Annotated in this window: 13 protein-coding genes; 1 reads left to right on the top strand and 12 read right to left on the bottom strand. The window is 64.7% G+C overall.

Annotated elements, in window-relative coordinates; translation table 11 throughout:
• Window positions 1-95 precede the first annotated feature (95 nt).
• A complete protein-coding gene (locus tag MON38_RS21885) occupies window positions 96-971 on the top strand; it encodes a hypothetical protein (RefSeq protein ID WP_241938291.1) in 876 nt (291 codons plus the stop codon).
• A 77-nt stretch (window positions 972-1048) separates the two neighbouring features.
• Here MON38_RS21885 and MON38_RS21890 read toward each other — a convergent pair whose 3' ends face one another.
• The 12 genes from MON38_RS21890 to MON38_RS21945 all read right to left on the bottom strand — a co-directional run bounded on the left by MON38_RS21890 (window position 1049) and on the right by MON38_RS21945 (window position 17070).
• Window positions 1049-3565, bottom strand: coding sequence for a TonB-dependent receptor plug domain-containing protein (locus tag MON38_RS21890; RefSeq protein ID WP_241938292.1), 2517 nt, complete (start codon window positions 3563-3565; stop codon window positions 1049-1051).
• Window positions 3566-3744: 179 nt separating this feature from the next.
• A complete protein-coding gene (locus MON38_RS21895) occupies window positions 3745-5505 on the bottom strand; it encodes a T9SS type A sorting domain-containing protein (protein WP_241938293.1) in 1761 nt (586 codons plus the stop codon).
• Between the two features lie 364 nt (window positions 5506-5869).
• Complete coding sequence (gene prmA / locus MON38_RS21900) at window positions 5870-6700, bottom strand: 50S ribosomal protein L11 methyltransferase (RefSeq protein WP_241938294.1); 831 nt, start codon at window positions 6698-6700, stop codon at window positions 5870-5872.
• Between the two features lie 130 nt (window positions 6701-6830).
• On the bottom strand, window positions 6831-8246 hold the full coding sequence (locus MON38_RS21905) for a hypothetical protein (protein WP_241938295.1): 1416 nt from the start codon (window positions 8244-8246) through the stop codon (window positions 6831-6833).
• Window positions 8225-8986: an ABC transporter ATP-binding protein gene (locus MON38_RS21910; RefSeq protein ID WP_241938296.1), complete on the bottom strand. Its 762-nt coding sequence runs from the start codon at window positions 8984-8986 to the stop codon at window positions 8225-8227. The genes MON38_RS21905 and MON38_RS21910 overlap by 22 nt, the downstream gene beginning before the upstream one ends.
• A 217-nt stretch (window positions 8987-9203) precedes the next feature.
• Window positions 9204-9551, bottom strand: a complete 348-nt coding sequence (locus MON38_RS21915; RefSeq protein WP_241938297.1) for a 7(1) septoil knot domain-containing protein — start codon at window positions 9549-9551, stop codon at window positions 9204-9206.
• A 98-nt stretch (window positions 9552-9649) separates the two neighbouring features.
• A complete protein-coding gene (gene tpiA, locus MON38_RS21920; protein WP_241938345.1) occupies window positions 9650-10414 on the bottom strand; it encodes a triose-phosphate isomerase in 765 nt (254 codons plus the stop codon).
• Between the two features lie 185 nt (window positions 10415-10599).
• Window positions 10600-12033, bottom strand: coding sequence for a T9SS type A sorting domain-containing protein (locus MON38_RS21925; RefSeq protein WP_241938298.1), 1434 nt, complete (start codon window positions 12031-12033; stop codon window positions 10600-10602).
• A gap of 119 nt (window positions 12034-12152) precedes the next feature.
• The gene (locus MON38_RS21930) at window positions 12153-12986 is read right to left on the bottom strand and encodes a glycoside hydrolase family 16 protein (RefSeq protein ID WP_241938299.1); all 834 of its coding nucleotides are present in this window, start codon (window positions 12984-12986) and stop codon (window positions 12153-12155) included.
• Between the two features lie 244 nt (window positions 12987-13230).
• A complete protein-coding gene (locus MON38_RS21935) occupies window positions 13231-14121 on the bottom strand; it encodes a glycoside hydrolase family 16 protein (RefSeq protein ID WP_241938300.1) in 891 nt (296 codons plus the stop codon).
• Between the two features lie 61 nt (window positions 14122-14182).
• The gene (locus MON38_RS21940; RefSeq protein ID WP_241938301.1) at window positions 14183-15457 is read right to left on the bottom strand and encodes a PKD domain-containing protein; all 1275 of its coding nucleotides are present in this window, start codon (window positions 15455-15457) and stop codon (window positions 14183-14185) included.
• 86 nt (window positions 15458-15543) lie between these two features.
• Entirely contained in the window at window positions 15544-17070 is a 1527-nt protein-coding gene (locus MON38_RS21945; protein WP_241938302.1) for a RagB/SusD family nutrient uptake outer membrane protein, read from the bottom strand.
• Window positions 17071-17074 lie beyond the last annotated feature (4 nt).

The raw sequence follows: 17074 nt of genomic DNA on the forward strand, positions 1-17074 counted from the left end.
TGTTGCGGCCCGGTGCCCGCCAACTACGCGGGTGCTGGGCTCATCATCCAACTTTCAGCTGCTTACGTAGGTGAAAGCACAGCTTTTCTTCCCGCATGCCTCTCGCCGCCACCGCTCCCGACCACTACGCCCCACCTCGCCACTCGGCCGCCGGCCGCGCCTGGCGCTGGCTCACGGCTCTGGCCATCGTCGGAGCCATTGCCGTCAATGCTTATTCCGTACTGCGCCCATTTGCCGGGCAAACGCAGGCCGTGGTGTCGGCCAAATACCCCACGCTGCTCACGCCGGCGGGCACGGCGTTCGGCATCTGGGGGCTGATTTTCCTGACCTTATTGATTTACGCGGTTTGGCAGCTGCTGCCGGCCCAGCGCGAGCTGTCGCTGCCCGATGCGCTGGCCAAACCCCTCACGCTGGTGAGCATTGGGCTGGGCGCGTGGGTGGTTTTGTTTGCGTATGAACTGATTGTGCCCAGCGCGGGCGTCATGTTCCTGCTGCTGGCGGCCACGGCCATGGCCTACGGCCGCACCCGGCGACGCATTTTTGCCGATGCCGCGCCGTGGCTGGCCGGCGTACCCATATCGCTGCTGCTGGGCTGGCTTTCGGTGGCTGCCGTCATCAACTTCACCATTGCCATTCGCACACTGGGTTGGCAAACGGCCGATGGCGCTTCCGTCACGCTCACGCTGGGGCTGATAGCGGCCGTGGTGGCCCTCGGGCTGCTGATGAGCCGCGTGTTTCGCGACCTCGTGTTCCCGCTGGTGGTGGCTTGGGCGCTGGTGTGGGTATGGGTGGCGCGCCTGCGCGAAATTCCTGAGCTGGGCTGGGCCGCGCTGATTGGCGCAACCGTCGTAGTCATTGGCGGCTTTATCTTCTCGCGCCTGGGCGGCCGCAAAACCGCCTGGCAGTTGCGCGACGAAGCCGCTGCCGCCGCCGAAGCCGAAATTGCCGCCCGCAACGCCGCCCGCGATTAGAATAACGCGCATGCCCTTACAAGCAGAAACCCCGCTGGTGCGTACCAGCGGGGTTTCTGCTTGTAAGGGCATGCGCGTTATTTCCCTTTCACCGTGAACGTGTTGCTGCCCCGGCCGGGCTGGCCGCCGCGGCCCAAGCCTTCTGCCACGGCTTCGAACGTGCCGCCGCCGTCGGCGGTGAAGAAGTGAACCTCGGCCTCGCCTTTGGCATTGGTGCGCAGTTCGGGGTTCCAGTACAAGGTGCTGATGCGGGTGTCGGCGGGCGGGTTGGTGAGCAGCGAACTGTAGCGCGGCGAATAGAACTCGCGGGCCGGGTAGAAGCCGGGCAGCTTCACGGTGGCAATGCCGGGGGCCAGTGCTTTGTCGGTAGAACGATATTTCGGGTCGGCTCGCTTGGTGTAAATGGCAATGGCTCCGCCCGAACCGCCAAAAATAGCCGCTTCAGCCCCCTTGAATACCTCGACCGATTCGATGTCGTTGGGCGACAGGTTGTTGATGATGTCCAGGTCAACTCGCTGGCCATCAAGGATAAATTGCGGGCTGCCGGCGCCCCGAATCTGTACCGTCATGTTGGGCGGATTGCCGCTGATGGTGAGGCCCGCTACCCGGCCCTGTAGCTTCTGAAGCACGTTGGCTCCGTTCTGCATCGCCGGGTCGTTGGCGAAGTCGATGACGGTGCCGCCCGATGCCCCGTAGAGGCGGCGCGGGTCGTCGGCCGGCACCGTTTGGCGCTTGGCCGTCACGGCCACGTTGGCCAGGTTGATGTTGCGCATCATGGCGCGCTCGGGGTGCAGGTCCAGCTCGGCGGCCTGCACCTGGCGGCTACGCCGCACCAGCGTCGACACGGCCGCCGGGGCCGCGCTAAGGGGGGGCAGCGTGGGCAGCGGTTGCGCAGCGGGTACGGGGCCGGCATCGGGCATGATGAGCACGTTGGAACCGCCCTGCGAGCGCCGCCCCTGCAGGGTGATAACGGCGGTGTCGCCCACCGGGAAGCCGGAAAAGGCAAAGCGCCCGTCGGCGCCGGTAGTGGCGGTTGTCACGTTTTTGGCGGGCCGGGTCTGCAGGAACGTAATCTGGCTGTTCGGAATGGGGCGCTGGCCGTGCTCGCTCACCACCTGGCCCACCAGGCTCAGCTCCTGCTCGGGGTTGAAGCGAACGGGGGGGGCCTGGCCGGCCAGTACGGTTTTCCACACGAAACGCCGCCAGCCCTGGGTGAGCAGCAGGTCGTCGAGGTGCTGGGCCGTCGTGGCCGACGGCGTGCGGAAATAGTAGCCCGGGCTTTCCACATAGCCGGTGAGGTCGGACGTTAGCAGCAGGTTCGAGGCAATGGTTTCGGCGTTGGGGTCGAGGGCGCCCAGGGCGGCATCGTTCACGCCCACCGACAGCGTCGCGGCCACGGGCTGGCCGGCGGCATCGGCTACGCGCACCGTGAGTTGTACCGGGGCGTGCGCGCCGTAGCTGGGCTGGTCGGGGGTGATGCTTACGCGCAGGCCGGCGGCCTCGTCGGGCACGAACGCCAGGCGCTCGGCCTGGGGCGTGCCGGCGGCATCGAACAGCGTGAAGTGCACGATGCCGGCCGGGTAGTTCTTCTTGGGCATGCGCCAGGCGGCGGGCACGTCGCCCACCAGCGGGCGCGGGCCAGGGTAGGCGACCACGCCGCGCACCTGCGTGAGCAGCTGCACCGGCCCGGGGGCCGCCGCGCCGGCCGGCCCCCGGTAGCGGGCTTCGACCAGGAAGTTTTCGCCACTTTCCACCACGTGCAGCGAGTAGCCGCTGGGCTGGGCGGCGGGCAGCGGGTAGTCGGCGGTGCTGCCGTCGGGCAACGTCACGCGGGCACGGTAGCGCTGGCTGGCCCCGGGCACCAGGCTAAAGCGGCCCATGCCGGCGTGGCGGCTGGCAAAGGTGGTCAGCACCGTGTTTTGGGCATTCAGCAGCTGGCCGCGCACGCTGAGGCTGCGGCCGCTGGCATCCATGGCTTTAAAGGCCACCACGGCAGGCAGGCCCTCAATCAGGTCGCCGCCCTCGGCGAAGAACTGCACGTCGGGGCGGGCGGCAGCGGCAGCGCGGGCCTTGCCGGCGGGCGTGGTGGGGGCGTTGGGCACCGCAGCTTCCTGCGGGCCCACGGGCGAAGCCGGCCAGATGCTGAGGCGGCGGCTGTACACGAACTCGTCGCCGGCGTTGCGCATCCAATTGGTGTAGGCGCGCAGCACGTAAGTGCCGGGGGCCAGCGTGTCGGCAATCAGCAGGTCGCCGCTGCTGCGGCCACCCTTCAGGCGCAGGGTGCGGCGAGCCACCACACGTTTCTCGGGCGATAAAAGGTCGACGTGCAGCACCTGGCTGAGCGAATCGAGCTGGTGCTGGGCAGCATCGACGATGTAGGCGCTGAACCAGATGGTTTCGCCGGTGCCGTACACCGGTCGGTCGAGGTGCAGGTAGGCTTTTTCCTGGCGGGCGGCCAGCAGGTAGTCGGTGAGCTGACGGGCTACGCGGGGCAGCAGGCTGTCGTCGGTGGGCCGCAGGCGGAAGGCGCTGAGGCCCGCCGCTACGGCCAGCGTGGTAAGCAGGAGGATTTTTTTAGCGCGAGCAACAGGCATAGAACAGCGAAACCAACGGCGGCCACAAAGCCAACCAACGAAGAAAGGACGAGTTTACGACGTAAAGATGGCGACACTGTGAAGGCCGCGCGTGCGCCCTGCGCTGGCTATCACCAAAAAAGCCGCCCTGAACGCATCAGGTCGGCTTTTCGCAATGGTCTTATAGTGCCGGCTTGCCGCTACTCCCGGCTGCAGCGGGCCGTGAGGCTCACATGGGCATCGGTGTACACCACCAAGTAGTTGCCTTGGGACAGGGCCCCCAGGCTCAGCGGCGTGGTGCTGCCGCCCACCGCGGGCTGGGCCGTTGCCACGCGCTGGCCCAGCAGGTTATACACCGTCAGGCGGGCATCGGCACCGGAGCGCGGGTGTTCCACCGTCAGCTGCTCAGCGGCAGGGTTGGGGAACAGCCGCAGCGGCTCGGCAATAGCGCCGGTAGGCCTGGTGGCCGTCACCACGCTCACTAAGCCGTTGAGGTAGTTTTCGAGGTTGGTGTAGCCGTTGGCGGCCACGTTCTGGCGGTCGGCCGGGTTGTTGGGATTGAGGCCGTTGGCGGTTTCGTAGGCGTCGGTCATGCCGTCGTGGTCCGAGTCGGCCGGGGCGGGGCCGCAGGCGAGGGCCGGCCACGCGCCCTGCGTGGTGGCAATGGGCGTGTGGGCCGGAAAACCGCCCTGCACGTCGATGATGCCGCCGGTACGGTTCTGCACTTCCTGAATGATGCGCTGGTCCACGGCATCGCGCACGGGCAGCACGCAGCCCACGCTTTGCAGCACCGAGGCGTAGGCAGCCGCGGCCGTCTGGGTATTCAGCGGCGCAATGTTGAAGGGCGCAAGCACTTTCGACTGGGTGGTATCGGCCAGGGTGCCGCCCTGCATGGTGGCCCCTTTCCAGTTGGCGGCCGTGATGGCGGGGTAGCCATCCACGTAGTTGCCGGCCAGGTAAATCTGGGCGTAGGGCAGCAGTGGGGCAGTGGTCTGCTTGTAGGGGTTCACCACTTTCGAGCGCGAGCTGCTGCTGGTGCTGGGCCCCGACTTGTAGTAGTTGTTCACCATGTTGTAGTTGCCGCCCTCGCCGCCGTACACGTTGTTTGAGCCCCAGTCGTAAATCACGTTGTTACGGAAGTCACAGTTCTCCGAGCCCACGGCCGCGCCGTAGCGGGTGCCGTTCCAGCGCGGGGTGCGGCTGTTGCAGTGCGCAAACAGGTTGTGGTGGAACGAGGCCCGCCGCCCGCCCCAGATGCCGCCGTAGCCGTGGCGCTCGTAGTCGGTGTCGCCGGTTTCGAAGTGGTAGGAGTAGTTCAGCGGCTCCGAAATCAGGTTCCATTGCAGCGTCATCGAGTCGGTGGTGGCGCCATAGAAGGTGAAGGCTTCGTCCTCGCTCCAGCTCATGGTGCAGTGGTCGATGAGGATGTTCTTGCGCTCGGTGGCACTGAAGGCGTCCTCGTCGCCGTTGCCGTTGGTCATGCCCAGGCCCGACTCCTGCGGGTACCGGTCGCCGAGGCGGAAGCGCACGAAGCGCACCACCACGTTATTACCGCTCAGGCTCACCTGCCGGTCGGCCAGGCAAATGCCGTCGCCGGGGGCCGTCTGGCCCGCCAGCGTGGTATTGGCTGGAATGTTCAGCCGGGCCGTGAGGTGAATGGTGCCGCACACCCGAAACACGACCGTGCGCGACGGTGCCGCCGTGGCCGACTGGCTCAGGGCGTAGCGCAGGGTGCCGGGCACGTTGGTATCGGCCAGGCTGGTTACTTCAAATACGGTGGTGGGCACAGCGGCCCGGCCCCGGCCGCCGCTCACGAAGCGGCCCGCGCCCTCGGCCCCGGGGAACGCCAGCTGCTGCGCCAGCCCCGGAGTTGCAGCCCCGAGGCCAGCCAGCGCCAGCCCAATGCCCAGCACAGCAGGGCGCGATGAAAAAACAGCAGGAAAACCAGCAAACCAGGTCATTGCGCGACGGCCGTAAAAAGCGAAAGAACTGCCGGGCCGCCCCACTCACCACAAGCGGCGGCCCGGCAAATTCCACGATAATATTACGGGCGGCTGGGGGCGTGCCGGGCCTTTTCGGGTAGTTTTATTCGCGCAATCGTTGCCGGGAACGATGCCAGTTTGCGGCATGAAAAGCCGGTGAGGAAAAGGGGAGGGGAGCTGCCAAAAAGCACGTCATGCTGAGCTTGTCGAAGCATCTCTCCCGCGCCGTCTGTCATCCTGAGCGCAGCGAAGGACCTTACCACGCTAGCACCAACCGCTCAAACGTGATAAGGTCCTTCGCTGCGCTCAGGATGACAGGTGCTCGAACACCTAGATTCCAAACCTACTCCTTCTCAAACACCGCCGACACCCAGCTGCGCAGCGTGCGGTGGCGCTGGTAGCGCAGGCCGTGCTTGCTGGCTTCGGCCTGAATTTTCGGGAGGTCTTCCTCGTAGAAGCCGCTGAACAGGATGGGCCGGCCGCTGGGCAGCAGGCGCGCATACTCGTGCATGTCCTCCAGCAGCACATTGCGGTTGATGTTGGCCAGAATCAGGTCGAAAGGCTCCTCGTTTGCCAGCGTCTCCACGCCGCCCAGGCGGCACTCGATGCCGTGGCAGTGGTTTTCGGCGGCGTTGTCGCGGGCGTTTTCCACGGTCCAGGGCTCGGTATCCACGGCCAGCACCTGGCGGGCGCCCAGCATTTCGGCCATGATGGCCAGAATGCCGGTGCCGGTGCCCATGTCCAGCACGCGCAGCCCTTTGTGAGACACGTCGAGCTGGTTTTCAATCATCAGGGCCGTGGTTTCGTGGTGGCCCGTGCCAAACGACATGCGCGGCATAATCACAATGTCGTAGTCGACGCCGGCCGGCTCGGGGTGGAAGGGCGCACGCACCGACACGCGGTCGGCAATGATGAGCGGCTGGAAGTTTTTCTCCCACTCGGCGTTCCAGTTCTGGCGGGTGATAACGCGGTGCGAGTGGCTGAGCTCGCCCTGGCCCTCGTAGCGGCTCATGATTTCGGCCACCGCGTCGGGGTTGAACACGTCTTCGGTGGTGTAGGCCTGGAAGCCCTCATCGGTGTCCTCAAAGGTGTCGAAGCCTACTTCGGCCAGTTCGGCCACCAGAATGTCGGCCAGCTCGCGCGGGGCCTCGACGGTCAGTTCAATAAAATCCATTTCGGAGAGTTAAGAGTTAAAAGTTAGGAGTTAAGAGTTGCAATGATGGAGCTAAGCAGCGCTTGCGGGCGTCTTCAACTCTTCACTTTTAACTCCTAACTCTTAACTCACACAAAGGTCGCCCAAAAAATCAGGCCCCGATGCCGCGCCACAGCCGGCGGCGCAGGTTGCCGTCGTTGCGCAGCACCGCCCGCACGGGGATAATGGCCGAAGCGGCGATGAGCAGCGCCAGCGCAATGCGTGCCCACCACCACGGCATAAAGTACAGCGCCGCCGCCGTGCCAATGGTGGCAAAGCTCATGAGGGTGCTGGCGTTGCGGTTGTTGCCAAACTGCACCACCTTCACCACGTGCTTGGCCTGGTAGAGGCTGCCCCACAGCCCCAGGCTGGTGAGGGCGGCCGCCCCCAGCGGCAGCAGCCCCAGGTAGGGCCAGAACGCCCGCGGAAACAAGGCCAGCAGCAGCGCCGCCGTGAGCAGGCAGTCGATAAGCACCACCGGCAGCACCAAGCGCAGGTACAGCAGCAGCACCCGTTTGGTCAGGCCCAGGCGCTGAATTTCGTTGGCCGCCAGCGTGCGCACGAAGCCAAACAGGTTGTTGTTGGCGTAGGTGAAGCCCGCCAGTGGCACCAGTGCTAGGTAGAAAAACGACTGGCTTTTCAGCTTGTTGCTGTTGGCATCCAGCCCCACGAGGTTGATGCCCAGTAGCACCAGCTTCAGCACCAGCCCCATCAGCAGCAGGCTCCATACTTTGGTGAAGTAGGCGCGCTGCTCGGGAGAGAGCCGCGCCAGCAGCGAGCCCGAAGCCGCGGGAGCTGCCGCCGAAACCGCCGCATCGGGCAGGTAGCGGGCGCTGAAGTACGGCCCCAGCCAGTAGAGCTGTACGGCCCCCAGCAGCCAGGGCAGCACCGCCATGCCCACGCCCAGCGGCGTGTTGTAGGAGGCCTCGGGGTGCGCCAGCCACCACAGCATCAGGCCCAGGCTGGCCAGGTGGGCCAGCATGAGCGGGTGCCGCCAGCGGCGCAGCGCCACCAGCAGCCGCAGGTTGAAGCTGAACACCGTGGCCCCCAGCACCAGCAGCAGGCTGAAGCCCGGCACCAGCGCGTGGCCGGGCGCTACCAGGGCGGCCACCACCAGCGTGGCCACCACCAAAATGCGACGCAGCGTTATCAAATCGAGCAGGAAAGCCGCCGCCACATTCCAGCGGGCCGAGATGGGAAAATGTTCGGGCACCACCCGCGCCACCGGCCGCAGCGCGGGCAGGAAGTCAACCAGCAGGGCTGAGGCCAGCCAGGCCGCATTTAGCCCCACCAGCAGGGTGGGCAGGAAATCGGCCGACTCCTCCAGCGCGTCGGCGTGGCTGAGCAGGGTGCCCAAGCCCGCGCCGTAGGCCATCATCAGGGCCAGCAGGAGCAGGGCCATGGTGCGCTCGCCGCCATCGGCAGGCCAGAGCACGGCGCGCAGGCGGCGCCGTAGTAGGTAGGGCAGGAAGTGGCCGAGGCGGCTGCCGGTGCCGCTGGCGGGCGCTAGCGTTGCGAAGTCAGCCATGTCAGGTCCTGGGCTTGGTTGGTGGCAGGGTGCAGCAGCTGCAGCAGGGCATCGCCGAGGTCGGCGCGCTCGCCGTGGGCAAATTCGTCCATCGTGCCCCAGAATTTCACTTCGCTCTCATCAATAATGAGCAAGTGCGTGGCCAGCTGCTCGATGTGGCCCAGGTTGTGCGACGAGATGAAGGTGAGGGCCTGCGGCTGGTAGCTGCGCAGCAGGCTCAGCACGCGGTCGGCGGCAAACACGTCGAGGCCGTTGAAGGGCTCGTCCAGAATCAGCAGCTCGGGGCGGTGCAGCAGGCACGAGGCAATGGCCACGCGCTGCTTCATGCCGGTCGAGAACGTGCTCAGGCGCTTGCCGCGCACGGTGTCGTAGTCTTCCAGCAAATGGGCCAGCAGGCTGGCGATGCGGGCCTGCGCATCGGGCAGCTCGTAGATGCGGGCCACGAATTGCAGGTATTCTTCGGCCGTGAGCTCCTCCACGAGGTAGCCCTGGTTCACGAGCGCGCCCATGCGGCGCTTCACTGCCACGGGAAAGGTTTCGCCCATTGCTTCACCGTCGATGACTATCTGGCCCTGGTTGGGCAGCAGCACGTTGGTGAGCAGATTGAAGAACGTGCTTTTGCCCGCGCCGTTGCGGCCTAGCACGCCCACGCACATGCCGGAGCCGGCCGTTAGGCTCAGGTCGCGCAGCACGGTTTTCGGCCCGAAGGTTTTGGTGAGGTTTTGTAAAGTTAATTCCATGGAAAGGAAGGCGTATTCAAAAGGAGATAGATAAAAAAGAACGTCATGCTGAGCGCAGCCGAAGCATCTCGCGTGCAATGGCAACTCAATCGTTGAAACAGCGGGAGCATTACGCAGGTAGGGTGCGGGGCTGGCCCCCGCCCGGCGTTGAACGACTCGTTATAGATTCGTTCAACGCCGGGCGGGGGCCAGCCCCGCACCCTACCTATAAGTAACCCTACTGCTTGCAGCCGGCAAACGAGCGCACCGTGGTGTAGTGGATGCTGAAATCGGCCCGGCTGCGGTCGGTCACTACCAGCAACACATAGTCGGCAAAGTCGCGGGCGGGGGCATCGGCCCACAGGCCGGGCTTGTCGGCAAACAGCTTGTTCTGCTCCTTGAACACCAGCACATCGGCGAAGGCTTCCTCCGGCTCCACGTACACCGTGCCGAAGCAGTAGCCGCGCCGCGCCGGGTCGGTTTCGAGGTACACCGAGCCGAAGATTTTGCACGGCTCGAGCGGGCCGGCCGCCGGGGCTTTGGCCGGCGCGAAGGCCAGCAGGAAACTCAGGAGGAAAGAGAGCATGACTGAAGTGTTGAGTTTTGAATGTTGAATGTTGAGTGGCAAATGCCGCGCCGCGTTACGTTTTAACTCAACCCTCAACCCTTAAAATTCAACACTTTTTAAAACGACTCGATGATGGTGGTGAAGTCGGCCGCTTTCAGCGAGGCGCCGCCGATGAGGCCGCCGTCCACGTCGGGCTGGCTGAACAGTTCTTTGGCATTTTGCGCGTTGGCCGAGCCGCCGTAGAGGATGGTGGTGTTCAGGGCGGCTTCGGCGTCGTAGGCGCGGGCAATGCGCTCGCGGATGAAGGCGTGCACTTCCTGCGCCTGGGCGCTGGTGGCGGTGCGGCCCGTGCCAATGGCCCAGATGGGCTCGTAGGCCACGACCACCTGCGCAAACTCCTCGTTGCTGAGGTGGAACAGGCCGTCGGCCAGCTGCTTGCCGATGTAGTCGAAGGTTTCGTCAGCCTCACGGGTTTCGAGCGACTCGCCCACGCAGAAGATGGGCTTGAGGCCGGCGGCCAGGGCGGCTTTCAGCTTCTGGGCCAGCAGGTCGTCGGTTTCGTGGAAGTACTGGCGCCGCTCGGAGTGGCCCAGAATCACGTATTCGCAGCCCACCGAGGCCAGCATGCGCGCCGACACTTCTCCGGTGAAGGCGCCGCTTTCCTTCTGGTGGCAGTTCTGCGCACCCAGGTGGAAGCCGCTCTCGGGCAGGTGCTGCTTGATGCCCGCCAGGTAGGGGAAGGGCACGCACAGCACCACCACGGGCGCGCCGGGCGCGGCCACGGCCGGGCCGGCCAGGGTGACAAGTTCGGTTACCAAAGCCTGGCCCTCGGGATAGGTCAGGTTCATTTTCCAGTTGCCGGCAACAAGGTTCTGGCGCATAGTCGGGAGGTTCAAAGGGTGAGGGAAATTGGAGGGCGCAAAGCTAGGGGGCAAACGGCCGTTGGCGAGTGAACAGAATTGTCTTGCCGCACTGTATTCCGCAGGGCAGTTTACCTCCACAAAAAAAATAAAACCCCCGCCGAATATCGGCGGGGGTTTGCTCCGAAAATGCGGAAGGAAAGAGCTTATTCCACGCTCAGCGGGCGGCTCAGGGCCACACCGTCCACGGTCAGGCGGCAGGTGTAGAGGCCGGGGGCCAGCTTAGCGGCGTTCAGCTCGGCGGTGTGGGGGCCGGCGGGGCGCGGCTCGTTGTGCAACAGCTCGGCTACGCGGCGGCCCAGGTTGTCGTACACGGCCAGGCTCACGGTGGCGGGCTGCTTCAGGCTGAAGGGCAGCTGCGTGAGGCCCGAAGTGGGGTTGGGGTAGGCCGGCGCGAAAGCCGCGAAATCGGTGCTCACGGTGCGCGTGGCCGTGGGCACGTAGCCCACCAGGCTGGGGCCGTAGAAGTCGTCGAGGTAGATTTTGCGCTTGGCCAGCGTGTTGGGGGCCACCAGCAGCACAATCTCGTTCAGGCCGGTGTTGGGCGTGGCGCTGGGCGTGTTCACGTAGTTGAAGCTGAGGGTTTCCCAGGCGTTGGTGGCGGTGGTGGTAGCGGTGTACTCCGAGTTGCGGCCGGCGGGGTAGTTGGTGGCTCCCGCCACGGTCGAATCCTGCAGCGTAATCTGGAAAGCGATGCCCGGCGCGGGGCTGAACACCTTCAGCGTCATGTGCACGGTGTTGTTGCGAAAGTTCGTCACGTCGGCCAGGGCCGCGCCGCGCGGCTGCATCACAAACGAGTCGTACTGGTTGGTCGAGCGGGTGTAGCGGGCCACGCGGGCGCTGGTGTTGCCGGCGCTCACCGAGTTGTTCAGCGTGTCCAGCTTCAGGCCGCCCGACGTTTTGTAGGCCACGTACTTCAGGGCGCGGGTGCCCTCGTAGTTGTCGTAGAGCTGGCGCACGGCCATATTGCTCGGGGGCGGCGTGGTCGAGAGCAGCTCCGGGCCCATCAGGTCGTCGAGGTAATAGGTCGCGGCGTTGTTGGTGCCGGGCGCTACCAGTAGCACCAGCTGGTCCACGTCGGCGGCCGTCACGGTGGGGTCGAAGTTGCCCGTGCTGGCGGCGGTGAAGGTGAACGTGAGGGTTTCCCAGCCGTTGACCACGCTGGTGGTGGCGTTGAAGTCGCCGGCGTACTTGCCGTTGGGGTACTGGTTGGTGTTCGACTTGGTGCTGTTCTGCAGCACGGCCTGCACCACCACGCCAGCGGCGGGGCTGCGGAATTTTACCGAAATTTTCTTGGTGCCCGCCGCGTAGGCCGACACATCGGCCATTTTAGCGTTGTTGGGCTTCACCACAATCACGGCGTACTGCTGGGCGCCGTCGCGGGTGTAGAGGGCGCAGGTGCTGCTGCTGTTCACCGCATTCGTGCCCGGGTTGGGGGTGTTCTGGGTGAAGGTGCCCAGCACGGTGGGGTAGCTCACCAGCCGCGTGGCCTCGAAGTTGTCGTACAGCGTCTGGGCCGAGGCCGCCGCGCCGCTGGCGACCAGGGCCGCCGTGAGAATCAGTTTCGTAAAGTTGCGCATGGGAAAGTGGGAATTGAGGGTGAGGAAATGGGTTGTAGCTATTGGTTGTTGGCGGTTGGCTATCGGTTTTCAGTAAGAGCTTTTTCAGAAGCCCAAAAACCAATGGCCAGCAACCAGCATCAGGATTTGCTCATGTGGTAGAACCGCACGTAGTCCACCAGCATCTGCTGGGGGAAAGCGGCTTCGTCGATGCCCTTCTGGCCGCCCCACTCGCCGCCCACGGCAATGTTGAGCAGCAGGTGAAAGGGCTGGTCCCAGGGCCAGGTTTCCCAGCCGGTGTTCTCGTTGCGGTGGGCGAAGTAAATCTGGCCATCAATCTGGGCCGTGATGGTTTCCGGCGTCCATTCCACCGAATACACGTGGAAGGCCGTGGTGGCATCGGGCAGTTTGGTGATGCCGGTTTTCTGGGTGTTGATGCGGAAATAGTACGCCTTGCAATGCGTGGTGGCGTGAATCACGTTGGGGTCGTAACCCACGTGCTCCATGATGTCGATTTCGCCGTTGTCGGGCCAGCCCTTGTTGCCATACGGGTTCTTGTCGGGCAGCATCCAGATGGCGGGCCAGGTGCCGCGTCCGCCCGGAATTTTGGCCCGTACCTCAAACCGTCCATACAACTGGCTGCCGCCCTTGCCGCGCGACACCAGCCGCGCCGACGTGTAGGGGTTGCCGGCCACCAACGCCTCCTTGTGGGCTTCGATGATGAGGTTGCCGCCCTCGACGCGGGCATTTTCGCGGCGCTTTTTGGTGTAGTACTGCTCCTCCTTGTTGCCCCAGCCCGAGCCGCCCACATCGTAGGTCCACTTGGCCGAGTCGGGCAGGCCGGCGTAGTTGAACTCGTCGCTCCAGGCCAGCTTCGTGAACGTGTAGCGCGGGGCCGCCGGCGGGGTGGCCGGAGCGGCGGAGCCGAAAAAATGGCCCAGCAACAGCAGGCCCGGGAGTAAGGTTGAAATCATAGGAAACGCAAAAGGACGAAATTGGGCGGGCCGCCGGGTGGCAGCGCACTACCCATCGGGGGCAGCCGCGTCTGGCCTCACCGTGCCAGACGCAGCCACCACCCTATCCGGCAGGTTGTTTTGTTCCCACCAAGCTTCCTGCCGGAATAACAGGCAAATTGTTTAGCAGCGAGATGTGAGCGGTGAGAATCACCGAATCGGGTGTTCGGCGAGCACATTCTTACGGCTCACTTCTGACTGCTCGTTACTTGTACTGGTAGTAGCGCACGTAGTCGACCTGCATCTGCTGCGGGAAAGGCGTCGAGGCATTGGGGTTGCCCAGGAAGTCGCCGCCCACGGCAATGTTCAGAATCAGGAAAAACGGGTTGTTGAAAGGATAGCCGCCACCGTTCACGTCGCTGGGCGTGAAGGTGTAATAGAGCTTGCCGTCGAGGAAAAACCGCATCTGGTCCTTGCTGCGCACCACGCTGAAGGTGTGGAAAGCATCGGAGAAGTTGCCGCTGGGCAGCACCTGGTCGGGGCCGCCCTTATAGCCGTGGCTGCCGTCGGTTTTAGGGAAGTGCATGGTGGTCAGGAACTTGTTGGGCTCCTGGCCGCGCAGCTCCATCATGTCGATTTCGCCGCATTTGGGCCAGTTGTTCTGGTCGATGTCGGCCCCCAGCATCCAGATGGCCGGCCAGATGCCCTGGCCCTGCGGCAGCTTGGCGCTCACATCTACGCGGCCGTACTTGAAGGTCTGCTTGTTCTTGGTGAGCATTCGGGCCGAGGTGTAGTCGCGGCCGCCCTGGCTCTGGCGCTTGGCCACAATCACGAGGTTGCCGTTGCTGACGTAGGAATTGTCGGGCGAGGTGGTGTAGTATTCCAGCTCGTTGTTGCCCCAGCCGCCGCCGCCGGTGTCGTAGCCCCACTTAGAGGGGTCGACGGCGCTGCCCGCAAATTCATCGCTCCACACCAGCTCGGTGTACTGGGTGTAGTCGCGCGCCTCGGCGTTGGTTTCCGTGGCGGTGGGCACCGGCGTGGGCGCAGGCGGCGTTTTGTTTTCGGTGCAGGCGGCCAGGCCCAAACCCAGGGCCAGCGCGAAGCTGGCCCGGGCGTAGCGGCGCAGGGGAAATGCGGAAGCAAAGGGATTTTTCATACTAGCTGGAAGACGATGCGTGCCCGTTTGGTTCGGGCAATAGCAATAAAAAGCAATTCAATTATTTAACAACGAACTTCATAGTGAACACCAGCGAGGCCGTGGAGCTGCCGGCGCGCAGCAGCATGTGCTGGTTGTCGATTTCCAGGATGCGGTAAGTGCGGTCGGGGGCGTCGGTGACGCCGATAACCGGCATGGGCGTGGCCGGGGCCAGCTCGAACTGCGCCTTGCCCGCGCCCGTGGCCGCGCTGAAGGTGAAGTTGGTGTTGTTGGTGCGCGGGGCCTGGCAACCGCCGCCGCCGGCCACAAAGGTTTCGGCCATGGCATTGTACTGGAACACGTTGCCCGACGTGAAGGTGAACTCGTCGTCGGCCTGGCAGGCGGGCAGGCTGCCCGCCGCGCCGCCGGCGTAGTAGCCCGTGGGGTCGGCATCGCTGGGGCCCACCACAATGGTGGCGGCTACGCTGTTGTCCAGCTTCCAGGTGCGCGACGAGCCGCCGGTGAGCAGCTGCTTCACCTTGTCGACGGCCGAGAGCTGCGGCATGTAGGTGATGACCGTGAAGGTGCCGTCGGGGTTGGTGCCGCGCAGGCGCAGCTTGGCCGTCGATGCCTCAACGATGTCGTACGTCTTGTTCACCACCGAGTCCGTCACGCCGATAAACGACTTGTTGGTGAGCAGCACAATCTGGCCCAGGCCCGCGTTGGGCTTGTAGATGAAGCTGGAATTGGGCGTGCGGGCCGTGCCGCAGGTGCCGTTCGAGTAGGTCTGGCCGTTGGCACCGCCCGCGTCGTAGCTATACACGTAGTTGCTGGCGAAGCTGAATTCGTCGTCGAGCTGGCAGGCGTTCAGGGTGCTGCCGTTGGTCGAGCTCAGCACCGTGGTGCCGTTGGCGGCCAGACGCACGATGGCGTCGGGCTGGTTCGAGATGGTCCAGGACGTGGCGCCGCTGCCGCTGCAGGCCGTGAGGGCCGAGAAGCCGGCGTTGGTGCAGGGCGAAGGCACCGCCACGTTCTGGGTGCTCACGGCCGAGCCGCCGGCGCCGGCCGCGGTCAGCTGCACCTTGTAGGTGCCGCCGCGCTGGTAGGTGTGGGTCACATCGCCGGTGCCCGAAGTGGTCGACCCGTCGCCAAAGTCCCACTGGGCCAGGAAGCCGTTCTGGGTGGTGTTCTTGAACGTGACCACCACCGGATACTGGCTGGTGTTGATGGTGTAGGTGAAGCCGACCGTGGGAATGGGGCCTTCAAGCTTGGCATCTTCGCCCGCTTTTTTGCAGGAGGCCAGCAGCAGCGGGGCCGACAAAAGCGCAAAGGCTGCCGCGCGGATGATATTTTTCATGAGAAGGGAATGCGGTGGGAAGTTGAAAATGAGAAGCCTGCAGCACTGCCCGGGCCAGCTGGCAGCCCGGGCGGCACTGGGCCCGGCTAGTAGCCGGGGTTCTGCTTCAGGCCGGGGTTGGCGTCCAGCTCCGATTGCGGCAGCGGGAGCACCAGGTTTTTCTCGGTCGGAATGCCGCGCGTAATGCCCAGCGTTTTCAGGTAGTTGGCCTGGGCCGTCATCACCGGAATCAGGCCGTATTGGGTGCCGTTGTAGCGCTTCAGGTCGAACCAGCGGTCGAACTCGAAGGCCAGCTCGTACTTACGCTCCTTCAGCACGGCCCCCGTGAAGTCGGGCGTCGCAGCCGTCAGGTCTTTGGCCGAGGCCACATCCAGGGGCAGCCCGAAGGCGCGGCGGCGCACTTTGTTGATGGCTTCGAGCCCTTCGGCAGTCGGCCCCACGGCTTCGGCCAGAATCAGGTGCATCTCGGCCAGGCGCAGCACGGGCACGTTCAGCGGCGAATCCCAGATGTTGGTGTTCACCTTGCCCACAAACCACTTGCGCACGTTGTAGCCAAACGGCGAGCCTGTGGCCCGGGCCGTCTGCACTTTGCCATCCGGAAACACGTCGCCGGGCACAAAGATGGTGGCGGCTTTGCGCGTGTCGCCGGCTTCGTAGCCAGCCACGAAGTCGGGCTCCGGCACGTTGAAGCCGTAGCCGCTGCCGGGCGTCTGGTTGGCGCCGCGCGGCCCAAAAAACTCGTTCATGGCCGAACCCACGCTGTTGCGCTCGTATTCGTTGCGGCCGTTCACATACTGCACCTCAAACAGCGACTCCTTGGCGTTGTTGTTCTCGTTGGTCACCTTGAAGTTGTCGGCGTAGTTGGCCCACATTGTTTTGCCCGAGCCCGAAATCACGGCCCGGGCCTGCACGGCGGCTTCCGCCTTCTTGCCCTCGGTGATGTACACCTTGGCGAGCAGGCCGGTGGCGGCCCACTTGGTGGCGCGGCCCAAATCGGCTCCGGAGTAGGAGTCCGGCAGGTTGCCGATGGCCGCCAGCAGGTCGCGCTCAATCTGGCCGTACACCTGCGCCACCGGGGTGCGCGGAATGTTCACCTCGGCCGGTGTGGAGGGCGGGGCCGTGAACAGGGGCACGTCGCCGTAGGCCCGCACGAGGTCGAAATAGAACTTGGCCCGCAGAAACTGCGCCTCGCCCAGGCAGCGTTTCTTAATGGTTTCGTCCATCGAAATGCCCGGCACTTTCTGCAGCACGAGGTTGGCCCGCTGCACGCCAATGAACGAGCCGCCCCACAGGCGGTTCACCACGGTGTTGGTGCTCGGGATGCTGAATGCTTCCAGCTGCTTGTACTCGATGGCGTCGTTGCCGTCGTCGCCGCCCGACACCGAGTTGTCGGCCATGATGTCGAAGGCCCACATGGCCAGGTTGTACTGGCCTTCCTTGGTCAGCTCGCTATAGGCCGCGTTGGTGGCCTGAATGGCGTCTTGCTGGGTCTGGTAAAAGTTGGCATCCGTAATCTGGTCTACGGGCGCCTCGGCCAGAAACTTCTCGCCGCAGCCGGCCAGCAGCCCCAACGAGAGCAGAAAGGCGGCGCAGGTGATTTTTGAAATAGTCATGATT

This window comes from Hymenobacter cyanobacteriorum (assembly GCF_022631375.1).
In the GTDB taxonomy this organism is placed as follows: domain Bacteria; phylum Bacteroidota; class Bacteroidia; order Cytophagales; family Hymenobacteraceae; genus Hymenobacter; species Hymenobacter cyanobacteriorum.

Bases quoted from the DNA above. Each gene is read 5' to 3' on its own strand.
- MON38_RS21885 (WP_241938291.1), top strand. From the start codon at position 96: ATGCCTCTCGCCGCCACCGCTCCCGACCACTACGCCCCACCTCGCCAC.
- MON38_RS21890 (WP_241938292.1), bottom strand. From the start codon at position 3,565: ATGCCTGTTGCTCGCGCTAAAAAAATCCTCCTGCTTACCACGCTGGCC.
- MON38_RS21895 (WP_241938293.1), bottom strand. From the start codon at position 5,505: ATGACCTGGTTTGCTGGTTTTCCTGCTGTTTTTTCATCGCGCCCTGCT.
- prmA (WP_241938294.1), bottom strand. From the start codon at position 6,700: ATGGATTTTATTGAACTGACCGTCGAGGCCCCGCGCGAGCTGGCCGAC.
- MON38_RS21905 (WP_241938295.1), bottom strand. From the start codon at position 8,246: ATGGCTGACTTCGCAACGCTAGCGCCCGCCAGCGGCACCGGCAGCCGC.
- MON38_RS21910 (WP_241938296.1), bottom strand. From the start codon at position 8,986: ATGGAATTAACTTTACAAAACCTCACCAAAACCTTCGGGCCGAAAACC.
- MON38_RS21915 (WP_241938297.1), bottom strand. From the start codon at position 9,551: ATGCTCTCTTTCCTCCTGAGTTTCCTGCTGGCCTTCGCGCCGGCCAAA.
- tpiA (WP_241938345.1), bottom strand. From the start codon at position 10,414: ATGCGCCAGAACCTTGTTGCCGGCAACTGGAAAATGAACCTGACCTAT.
- MON38_RS21925 (WP_241938298.1), bottom strand. From the start codon at position 12,033: ATGCGCAACTTTACGAAACTGATTCTCACGGCGGCCCTGGTCGCCAGC.
- MON38_RS21930 (WP_241938299.1), bottom strand. From the start codon at position 12,986: ATGATTTCAACCTTACTCCCGGGCCTGCTGTTGCTGGGCCATTTTTTC.
- MON38_RS21935 (WP_241938300.1), bottom strand. From the start codon at position 14,121: ATGAAAAATCCCTTTGCTTCCGCATTTCCCCTGCGCCGCTACGCCCGG.
- MON38_RS21940 (WP_241938301.1), bottom strand. From the start codon at position 15,457: ATGAAAAATATCATCCGCGCGGCAGCCTTTGCGCTTTTGTCGGCCCCG.
- MON38_RS21945 (WP_241938302.1), bottom strand. From the start codon at position 17,070: ATGACTATTTCAAAAATCACCTGCGCCGCCTTTCTGCTCTCGTTGGGG.